Here is an 8,648-nt window from a genome sequence, read left to right as displayed (position 1 = left end):
GAAGTCCGGCGGCGGCCGGTAGCGGTGAGGTGGCGGCGGTGGCCGATCGAAGTCGCCATCCGGTGGGGCGGGGGGGCGCCGATCGTCGTAAGGCTGTGCCGAAGCGCCGACCGCCGCGAGGACGAACAGAGCAGCGCCACAAAGAAGTGCGCGCATGGGATCTCGAAAGGACAGGCGCGTGGAAAGCGCCGTTCGTATGAACGAACAGCTAAGCAGCTCGGTTCATCTCGGCTGTGAACTCCGCCCAGTCACCAAGGATCCTGACCATGAGACAGCCATGTGCCGTCCTGGTAGGATCGACTCTCGTGGGCATGCTAAGATCATGATGGATAGATCCTACGAAGAGGTCTCCGAATGCCCTACGCTAAAACAGCGTTCGGCTAACGCTGGTGCTCAGCGCGGCCTGCCTTGCCCCCTTAGCAAGGGTGCCTTCGAGCTTTCTGAGGCCGGCATCGGCCTGACCTCGTGCGCACATAGGCTGACAGGGCAAGGCGCAACCCGACCCGATCAGCCGCTGACGCAAATTATTTTCGACTCCTGAATACCAAGGTCATTTCGACTTTCGTACCTTGCCCAGATCATCGGAGCTCCACATACCGGAGCCATCTCGATGCCCCTTGCGACCACCACCGAAACCGCCGTCATCAAATCCGAGCCGCTCTCGAAGTACGAGATCGATCGCAACGAGCGCCATGCTACTTCGCAGGCCGGATCCAATGCGAAGCGCAAAGCCAAGAACGCCCCGCGACGGGATGACATCGCTCGTATCGGGCTGTTCCTGATGCTGATGCAATACCGGGGATCGAAGCACGACGGGGCTCGTACCGTCGTCCGAAAGGCGATGGTCGATCTCCTGACCGACGCAGGCTTCAGCGCTACCCAGGCCGGCGAAGTCTTCGACAAGATGGTCCTGAGCGTCGGCGTCGATCTCGATAGGTACTTCATGCTGCGACGGATCGAGCCTGCCGTTCGAAACAGATGGCGGGATCGGAACGGTCTGCCGGCACTTCCGAACCGATCAGCTGCTGATACGGAGTAACGTAGGGAGAAGGCGGGTTAGGGATCAGCAGCTGATTGGGAATGGCGTTACCATCCCGGGCCAATCAGACGGGTAGGCGTAGCCTAAATCAGGCAGGTGGCCGGACAACTTGTGAGAGCGGGAGAGGGCTTCCCTCCTCCCGCATGGCGTTCTCTAGGCCTACTCCGCTGTGCCCCATTCGTCCTTGGCTTCGGCAGTAGTCCTGTTCAAGCGCACCTCTCCATTCTCGACGGCATCAATCGAGTCGACATGGATGAAGTGATGCACGCCCTCCGCGTCCGGGTCAGTGCGGGTCAGCTAGATGCGCTGCCCGTCGAGATGATCGACCGTGCCGACATGGCCGCCATCGGAACCGGAGACCGGCATGTGTTCCTGGATCTTCGTAGTGTCGATCATGGCTGCGTTCCTCAACCGACCGTGATTGGTCGTCGACTCGCCGGCCAACGCATCCCTTCACGATCGGGTCCCTGAGATATTTCTCGGTCTGTGGAGGAACCGGATAGCTCGGGAGAAGCCTACCTCGGCGTGAGGTTCTGCCGCATCAGCCAACCCGACAGCCGGGCGTTGCCGGCGGCAAACGTGAAGGATCTGGCATGGCCGACAAGGCAGACGTGACGACGTACATCCTGAAGCAGGCGCTGGCGGCCAAGGTCGGCGACCACGTCGAGATCGCGGTTGAGGCTGAGGACGGGACGCGGTTCAAGATCCGCTCGACGTCCGAGCAGCTTGACGCGCTGGTGGGCGACCTCGACGGCATCCTCGATGCCGACGACACAGAGGTTGAGGCAGCCGAGTAGCATCGCTAGCAAAAGCCCGCTTCTGCTTCCGTGGGAGCGGGCAAGGCCGTTCCGTTTTAACCGGAGGGCTCTCTGTGCCCATGCGCCATTCTATCATTTCAATGCGCGCAGCCCGCGAAACGGTTCAGTAACCACACCGCCACATGCCCATCATCATGGAGCGGCAGACACCTCCGCTTCTGCGATGAACCGGAGCACATGCATGGTACTCGCCGACCTCGACAAGCGCGCTGAGTTGACCGTCTGGCCGGGCCATGAGCAGGCTCGTACTGCGCTCGGACGCGAATTCTCGACACTGCGTGAGGCGCTCGCGGCTGCAGCCGAAAGCATCCAGGCTGACGACGCCCAGCCCTGGATCATCACCGAGGACGGCGACATCCTTTCGCCACGCTGGATCAGAGCAAACGCCGATCCGCACCGGTTACAGTAAAACGGCAAAGAGTAGGCCATAAGCCGGCGCCGGCGCTTCCTGTTCCACACTGCGCCGACTCTCACACGACGACCCGGCACGAAGCATCACAGGCACCGCATAGGGAACTAGCCCACACCAGCCTGTCGTCGTGTGTCCTCTATGTCAGGCAGCTTGTCGGCGTACCGAGCAATCGACGCCACAACTAACACATTGTCCTACCCGCCATTGAACCGAGTATCAGCATCTGTTCCGATTAGCCGAACGCCCAAACCGTTTCCCTCTGTGAGGTCGGTGGTCACACCAGCCTTTCTCAGAGCACGCTCTATCGCATCGAGCGTGGCGTGATGAGGATCGCGGGCGCCGCGCTCAAAATCTACGAGGGTACGCAGGCCAATCCGCGCAGCAGTAGCTAGCTGTTCCCGGCTCCAATCGAGCAAGGCTCGCGCCGCGCGACATTGCGCTGGAGTAATCATAGACGTGAACAGGTCGCACTTTTCGTGCGCAGCAACGTTGACATTTTTTGAGCGACACCACACTATCGGTGTGCATTTAGCCACTTCCGTGCACACGCGCAACGTCGATCATCACAGCTATCCGTTTACGAGTTCACCTACGGATCGAAGCTGCCGGACTCAGGATCCACGTAAGTGCCGTACTGCACCGCTTTGGTCACATCATATAGAGGCTAAGGAAGTGCCTAAGGCGCTGCAGCTACCTCGACTGCCTGAGAACGGATACCAGCCGGCCTTCGCGCCGCGCGGCTTGTCCCGCATCGAGTCCGCGCGCCATGTCGGCGTTTCGCCGAGCCTCTTCGATGAGATGGTGCGAGACGGTCGGATGCCGCAGCCGAAGCAGATTAACGCCCGTGTGCTCTGGGATCGGGTCAAGCTTGAGGCTTTCTTCGAAGCGCTTCCCGAGCGACAGAGCGCTAACGCCGAGGCGGATGGCGATACCTTTGCGGATTGGCAATGAGCCGGATCCAACTGCCCTACATCGATCACTTCAAGGACCGTCACGGCACGGTGCGGTACTACTTCCGACGCCCCGGCGGAAAGCGGTCCCCACTGCCTGGTCCGCCGGGCTCGGAGGCCTTCATGGAGGCCTATCGTATCGCCGAGGCCGACAAAGCTGTTCCGGCCGCACGCAAGGAGCGAGGCGAGCCGGGGACCTTCGACCGGCTGCTCGCCAGCTACTTTGAGAGCGTCGATTTCCAGGCGCTCAAGGCCCCGACGAAGCGGGCCTATCGTTTGGCGATAGAGCGCTTGATCCGCCTGGAGACCCTGGGACATCGCAGTGTCGCGGATCTCCGCCGAGAACACGTGAATCGGATCACCGCCAAGCGCGTCGACCGCCCTTCGGCTGCGAACGACGCGCTGAAGAAGCTCCGCATCCTGATCAAGTTCGCGATCGACCTGGGCTGGCGCCGCGACGACCCGACCTTGCACATCAAGAAGCTGAAGGAGGGTGAGCACCATACCTGGACAGATGAAGAGATCGCCGGCTTCGAGGCGCGGTGGCCGCTCGGATCCCAGCAGCGGACAGCCTTTGCGCTCCTGCTCTACACCGGCCAGCGGGTGTCGGACGTCGCCCGGATGTCGTGGCGCGACGTGAACGCGGCCGGGCAGGAAATCTCGGTCACCCAGGAGAAGACCGGGACCAAGTTATGGCTCACCCTTCACACTGACCTGTTAGTCGCGCTGTCGCACTGGCCGATCGCCCACCTCGCGATCCTGACGACCGCCTACGACAAACCGTTCACGGCCAAGGGGCTCGGCAACAAGATGGCCGATGCAATCGCCGCGGCCGGCCTTCCAGAGGTTTGCGTCACCCACGGCCTTCGGAAGGCTGCAGCTCGTCGGCTCGCTGAAGCCGGTTGTACGGCCCATGAGATCGCCTCAGTGACGGGTCACCGGTCCCTGGCGGAGGTTGAGCGGTACACGAAACAGGCGAACCAACGCCGACTTTCGCAGGCCGCAAACACGAAGCTCAGCGCGCGTGCGGTTCCAACCCGCATCGAAAGGGTTGGAAAATCAGACGAAATATCTTAATGAAATCAATGCTCACAGGCAGGTAGTGGAGGCCTCGCCCGGAATCGAACCGGGGTGCAAGGATTTGCAGTCCTCTGCGTAACCACTCCGCCACGAGGCCTCGTCGCTCCGGCGCGGCCGTCGAAACGGGGCGCCCGCAAGATCCCGTGCCGGGCGGCCGGCGCGGGGTGAGGGGTCTCTAGCAGACGAGGCGGGCGCTGAGCAACGGGCGCGAGGCCGTATCTCCGCAGGATCGTCGGGCATTCGCGCTTTTGAAGGACCGCCGGCCGTCGAAAGCCGCCGAGCCCTCAGGCCTGCCACACCCGCGGGAGCGCCACGCCGCGGTAGCGGACGAGCAGGCGGGCGGCGACGGCGCGCAGCGGCCCGAGATCGGTGGCGAGGAGGCGGATCGCGAGGTGGCCGTTCCAGGCGCTCGCGCCGGCCTCGACCCCCGAGCCGGCGTTCGCGCCGCATTCCGCCAGCAGGCCCCGGGCCTCGTCCAGGCGCGCCTCCGCCCCGGGGGAGAGGTCGAGCACCGTCGCGCAGGCCCTGGCGCCGCCGCCGATCGCGGGCCGCGCGAGGCGGGCGGCGATCGGTCCGTCGAGGCGCAGGCTGTCGGCGTAGACGAGGCGGCCGCCCCGCCGGATGCGCCAGACGTCCTCGAACAGCCCCGCCTCCACCCGCTCGCCGCGGGCGGCCCGGCCGAAGGCCACGGCCTCGAACACCAGGAGCCCGGCATCGGGGGCGAGATCGGCCTCGAAGCGCCGCCGCAGGCGGGCGCGGTCGAACACGATCGTCTCCTGCGGCAGCCAGGCCAGCCGGGCCCCCGGGCCGAGGGCGACGCGGTTCGCGATTTGGCTCACCGGCCCGTCCGAGCGGTAGATCTTCTCCGCCGCGGTCGTGGTGAGGACGAGGCCGGCCCCGGCCTCGAGCGCGAGCGAGACCGCGAAGTCGTCGCCGCAGGCGATCCCGCCGGCGGTGTTGACCAGGATCGCCTCCGCGGCGCCCCCATGCGCGCGCGGGAAGCGCAGGCGCGAGGGGCCGGATTCGGCGAGGTCCGCGATCCGCGTCGCCGTGCCGGCGCCGTCGGCGGCGACGCGCAGCATCACCCGGCCGACCGAGCGCTGGCGCGCCGGCGCGGTCTCGGGCGAGACGGCGTCGGTCCGGTCCGAAACGGCGAGCCGGTCGCTCATCCGCGCGTCGCGGGCGCAGGCACGGCGGCGATCGGGGTCGGGCGGTCGAGGATGCGGCGGCCGAACAGGCTCGCGACCAGCTCCACCAGCACGCGGGCGCTGCGGCCGCGCTCGTCCAGGAACGGGTTGAGCTCGACCACGTCGAGCGAGCCGACGAGGCCGGAATCGTGCAGCATCTCCATGATCAGGTGCGCCTCGCGGAACGTCGCCCCGCCGGGCACCGTGGTGCCGACGGCCGGCGCGAGGCCGGGATCGAGGAAGTCGATGTCGAAGCTGACATGGAGGTGGCCCGAGGCCTCGGCGACCCGCTCCAGGCTGCGCCGGAGCGGCGCCACGACGCCGAACTCGTCGATGTGGCGCATGTCGGTGACCTCGACGTTGCGCGCGGCCACGAGGGCCCGCTCGCCGGCATCGATCGAGCGCAGGCCGAACAGGTGGACGCGGGTCGGGTCGAGGGCCGGGCGGTCGGGGTCGGCGAACAGGTCGGACAGGCCCGGCTCGCCGCAGAGCGCCGCCAGCGGCATGCCGTGCAGGTTCCCCGAAGGCGAGGTCTCCGGGGTGTTGAAGTCGGCATGCGCGTCGAGCCAGAGCACGAAGAGCGGCCGGCCGGTCCGCGCGCAGTGGCGCATCGCCCCCTCGACGGTCCCGAGCGACAGGCTGTGATCCCCGCCGACGACCACGGGCAGGTCGAGGCCGCGACCGCGGGCCTGCCGACCGCGTCGGCCGGCCCGTCGGGCACCGCATCGCCATGGTCGGCCACCGCGTGGCCGAGGTCGCGCAGGGTGCGGACGAGGCCCGCGGTGCGCAGGGCGGCCGGGCCCATCACGGAGCCGGGCTCGCTGGTGCCGACCTCCGTCGGCGCGCCGAGGATCGCGATACGTTCCGGGCCGTCCATCCCCACCTCGTCCGTACGGAACCGGGCCGGTTCCTGCGCCGTGCGGCGTGACACGCTTGCGCGACGAGCCCGTGTCGGGGCCGCCGCCTCGGGCCTCGGCCGGGAACGGCCGGCGACACGAAGGCCCGCCATGCGAAGGCTCACGCCGCGATAGGGTATGCGCAAGCCGCGGGCCAGCGGCCGGCCCGCCGCGGGGAAACGGGCGGGGCCCCGGGCGGTTGGGAGGGACGCCGGCCGCGGCGCAGCGAGGGAGATCGCCCATGCCGAACCGTTTGCAGACCGTCGGGTGCCGCGCTTTCGCCTCCGCCGCGGCGATCCTGCTCGCGCCCGCGGCCGTGGCGCAGACCACGCCGGCGGCGGGCGCCGCCCGCATCGCCGAGCACATGGAGGTGGTCGGCGCCGACGGGGCGCATGTCGGCACCGTCGACAAGGTCGAGAACGGCACCATCGTCCTGGCCGAGACCGACCGGGATGCCGGCGGACGCCATCACGCCGTGCCGATCGCGTGGATCGGCACGGTGGACGGCAAGGTGCTGCTGACGAAGCCGGCGGCCGAGGCGAAGGCGCAGTGGGATCGGGCGGACAAGCCGACGGACGGGCCGAAGCGCTGAGCCGGGCGCTACTCGGCGACCGCCTCGGTGACCTGGACGCGGCCGGCATCCTCGATGATCGCGGCGGCGGCGGCCTTGGCGAGCATGGCGTAGCCGCGGTCGGCCATGTGCAGGCCGTCGGCGGAGAAGAGCTGGCTGTGGGTCAGCTTGCCGTCGCGGATCCAGCCGCGCATCAGGTCGGCGCGGCGGATCACCGGCACGTCGAGCGCGTCGCCGATCTCGCGCACCGCGTCGCGGAAGCGGTCGGAGCCGGGGGTGGCGTCGAGCTTCGGGCACCATTGCGGCTCCATCAGCACGACGTCGATGCCGGCCTCCTGCATCCGGCGCACGGCGCTGACCGTCGCCTCGCGGAAATGCTCGATGGTGACGCCGCGCAGCGGGTCGTTGCTGCCGGTCTGCCAGATCACGAGCTGCGGCTCGGCGGCGATCACGTCCCGCTCGAGCCGGCGCAGCATGTCGTCGACGTGCTCGCCGCCGATGCCGCGGTTCAGCACCGTGATGCTCGCGGCGACGCTCGGCAGGGCGGCGCGGAGATCCGCCTGCAGGCGGGCGGGATAGGCGTTGGCCGGCGTGCTGGCGCCGATGCCCTCGGTCGAGGACGAGCCGAAGGCGACGATGCGCAGCGGTGCGCCGATGGCGATCTGCCGGGCGACGTGCGGCAGGTCGATCTCGGCGACCGCATCGCCGAGGCCGAAATCGAACGGGGCCGGGAGGAGGTCGGCGTAGGCGAGCACCGCGCTCGGCAGGACGAACAACCCGGTGAGCAGGGCGACGCCGCGAATCAGTCCCCGCAGGGGTTTCGTGACGCGGCGGGCGGACGCGGTGTTCGGCACGGGCACCATCGGAGCGTTCGGGCTTGCGGGATCCGAATACGATCCTACGGGGCCGACCGAAAGGTCCCGTCTGCAACACCTGTTGAATTCCGATTGAATTCGTAACGCAAAATTAAGGCTGAATTCCGGTGATACCTGTTCGGACGCCCGCGCCGCGGCTCGTCGGCTTCGCCGATCAGTTCGCCGGCGGCGTGAGCACGAGCTTGCCCACGAACGGCGCGTTCTTGTTGGCCGTGCTGGTGCAGGCGAAGTCGTGGTCGCCGGCCTCGAGCGTCCGCACGCGCAGGGTGCCCTGGCCGTCCCGCTTGATCAGGTAGCCCTTCTCGCTCGCCACGTGGACGAGGTCGCCGTCGGCATGGAGCACGTGGCCGTTCTCGAACAGCCCCGCCGCTGTGATCGTCACCGGCGTGTCGGCGTGGCTGACCACGTGCAGCGCGACGTCGGTGTTGGCGGGCAGGCGCAGCTCCGCCGGCGCGCAGACCGGCTTGCCGCCCTCGGCGGTGATCGTCAGCTCGACCGGCGGCATCACGGCGCTCGACGGCGCGGGCAGGGGCTTGCCCTGGGCATGGCCCGCGGCGGTCCCGAGGACGAGGAGGGCGGCCGCGGCGAGGTCGCGTCGAAGATGCTGCATGAAAGTCCGTCCGGAGAAGCGTGAGCGAAGGGCATCGCGCGGGGTCGCGCGGCCTCGGGATAGGAGCGGAATGGCAGCAGGCGCCGGCGAGTTCCGGCACGCGACGCCGCACCGGCGGCTCGCGACGGGGTCGGGCAGGCGCTCAGATGTAGGCGGAGGCGAGCGTCGGCGCGCGCCCGAGCGCGTGAGCCAGCACCTCGAGCGCCTGGG

10 protein-coding genes, 1 tRNA gene and 2 pseudogenes are annotated in these 8,648 nt (G+C 68.0%); 6 read left to right on the top strand and 7 right to left on the bottom strand.

Going from position 1 to position 8,648, the window contains the following annotated elements:
• The first annotated feature begins 610 nt into the window (after positions 1-610).
• Positions 611-1,039, top strand: coding sequence for a hypothetical protein (locus FV230_RS20265; RefSeq protein ID WP_147843665.1), 429 nt, complete (start codon positions 611-613; stop codon positions 1,037-1,039).
• A gap of 159 nt (positions 1,040-1,198) precedes the next feature.
• Here the strand turns inward: FV230_RS20265 and FV230_RS20260 are convergent.
• Positions 1,199-1,435, bottom strand: a pseudogene (locus FV230_RS20260) (DUF2171 domain-containing protein).
• 197 nt (positions 1,436-1,632) lie between these two features.
• On the opposite strand from FV230_RS20260, the gene FV230_RS20255 reads away from it, so the two are divergent.
• The gene (locus FV230_RS20255; protein ID WP_147843664.1) at positions 1,633-1,836 is read left to right on the top strand and encodes a hypothetical protein; all 204 of its coding nucleotides are present in this window, start codon (positions 1,633-1,635) and stop codon (positions 1,834-1,836) included.
• 202 nt (positions 1,837-2,038) lie between these two features.
• The gene (locus tag FV230_RS20250) at positions 2,039-2,266 is read left to right on the top strand and encodes a hypothetical protein (protein ID WP_147843663.1); all 228 of its coding nucleotides are present in this window, start codon (positions 2,039-2,041) and stop codon (positions 2,264-2,266) included.
• Between the two features lie 197 nt (positions 2,267-2,463).
• On the opposite strand, the gene FV230_RS20245 is transcribed toward FV230_RS20250, so the two are convergent.
• Positions 2,464-2,721 (bottom strand): helix-turn-helix transcriptional regulator, encoded by a 258-nt coding sequence (locus FV230_RS20245; protein ID WP_147843666.1) that lies wholly within the window; start codon positions 2,719-2,721, stop codon positions 2,464-2,466.
• Between the two features lie 220 nt (positions 2,722-2,941).
• Between FV230_RS20245 and FV230_RS20240 the strand changes: the two genes are divergently transcribed.
• On the top strand, positions 2,942-3,220 hold the full coding sequence (locus FV230_RS20240; protein ID WP_246689698.1) for a hypothetical protein: 279 nt from the start codon (positions 2,942-2,944) through the stop codon (positions 3,218-3,220).
• Positions 3,217-4,296, top strand: a complete 1,080-nt coding sequence (locus FV230_RS20235; protein WP_147843662.1) for a tyrosine-type recombinase/integrase — start codon at positions 3,217-3,219, stop codon at positions 4,294-4,296. Before FV230_RS20240 ends, FV230_RS20235 begins: the two co-directional genes overlap by 4 nt.
• Positions 4,297-4,322: 26 nt before the next feature.
• On the opposite strand, the gene FV230_RS20230 is transcribed toward FV230_RS20235, so the two are convergent.
• The 3 genes and pseudogenes from FV230_RS20230 to rocF form a co-directional block, all read right to left on the bottom strand.
• A tRNA-Cys gene (locus FV230_RS20230) sits at positions 4,323-4,396 on the bottom strand.
• A 187-nt stretch (positions 4,397-4,583) separates the two neighbouring features.
• The gene (locus FV230_RS20225; RefSeq protein WP_147843661.1) at positions 4,584-5,468 is read right to left on the bottom strand and encodes an urease accessory protein UreD; all 885 of its coding nucleotides are present in this window, start codon (positions 5,466-5,468) and stop codon (positions 4,584-4,586) included.
• Positions 5,465-6,363: pseudogene (gene rocF, locus FV230_RS20220) on the bottom strand (arginase). The gene FV230_RS20225 and the pseudogene rocF overlap by 4 nt, the downstream one beginning before the upstream one ends.
• Before the next feature lie 260 nt (positions 6,364-6,623).
• On the opposite strand from rocF, the gene FV230_RS20215 reads away from it, so the two are divergent.
• Positions 6,624-6,974, top strand: a complete 351-nt coding sequence (locus tag FV230_RS20215) for a DUF2171 domain-containing protein (protein WP_147843660.1) — start codon at positions 6,624-6,626, stop codon at positions 6,972-6,974.
• Positions 6,975-6,982: 8 nt separating this feature from the next.
• Here the strand turns inward: FV230_RS20215 and FV230_RS20210 are convergent, their stop codons facing one another.
• Together FV230_RS20210 and FV230_RS20205 are read right to left on the bottom strand one after the other, a co-directional pair.
• The gene (locus FV230_RS20210; protein ID WP_243933858.1) at positions 6,983-7,768 is read right to left on the bottom strand and encodes an SGNH/GDSL hydrolase family protein; all 786 of its coding nucleotides are present in this window, start codon (positions 7,766-7,768) and stop codon (positions 6,983-6,985) included.
• A 214-nt stretch (positions 7,769-7,982) separates the two neighbouring features.
• A complete protein-coding gene (locus FV230_RS20205) occupies positions 7,983-8,438 on the bottom strand; it encodes an anaerobic typically selenocysteine-containing protein (protein WP_147729670.1) in 456 nt (151 codons plus the stop codon).
• Between the last annotated feature and the right edge of the window lie 210 nt (positions 8,439-8,648).

The organism is Methylobacterium sp. WL6 (assembly GCF_008040095.1).
In the GTDB taxonomy this organism is placed as follows: domain Bacteria; phylum Pseudomonadota; class Alphaproteobacteria; order Rhizobiales; family Beijerinckiaceae; genus Methylobacterium.
The sequence above is the reverse complement of the archived record's forward strand: the minus strand, read 5'-3'. Positions and strand labels throughout refer to the sequence as shown.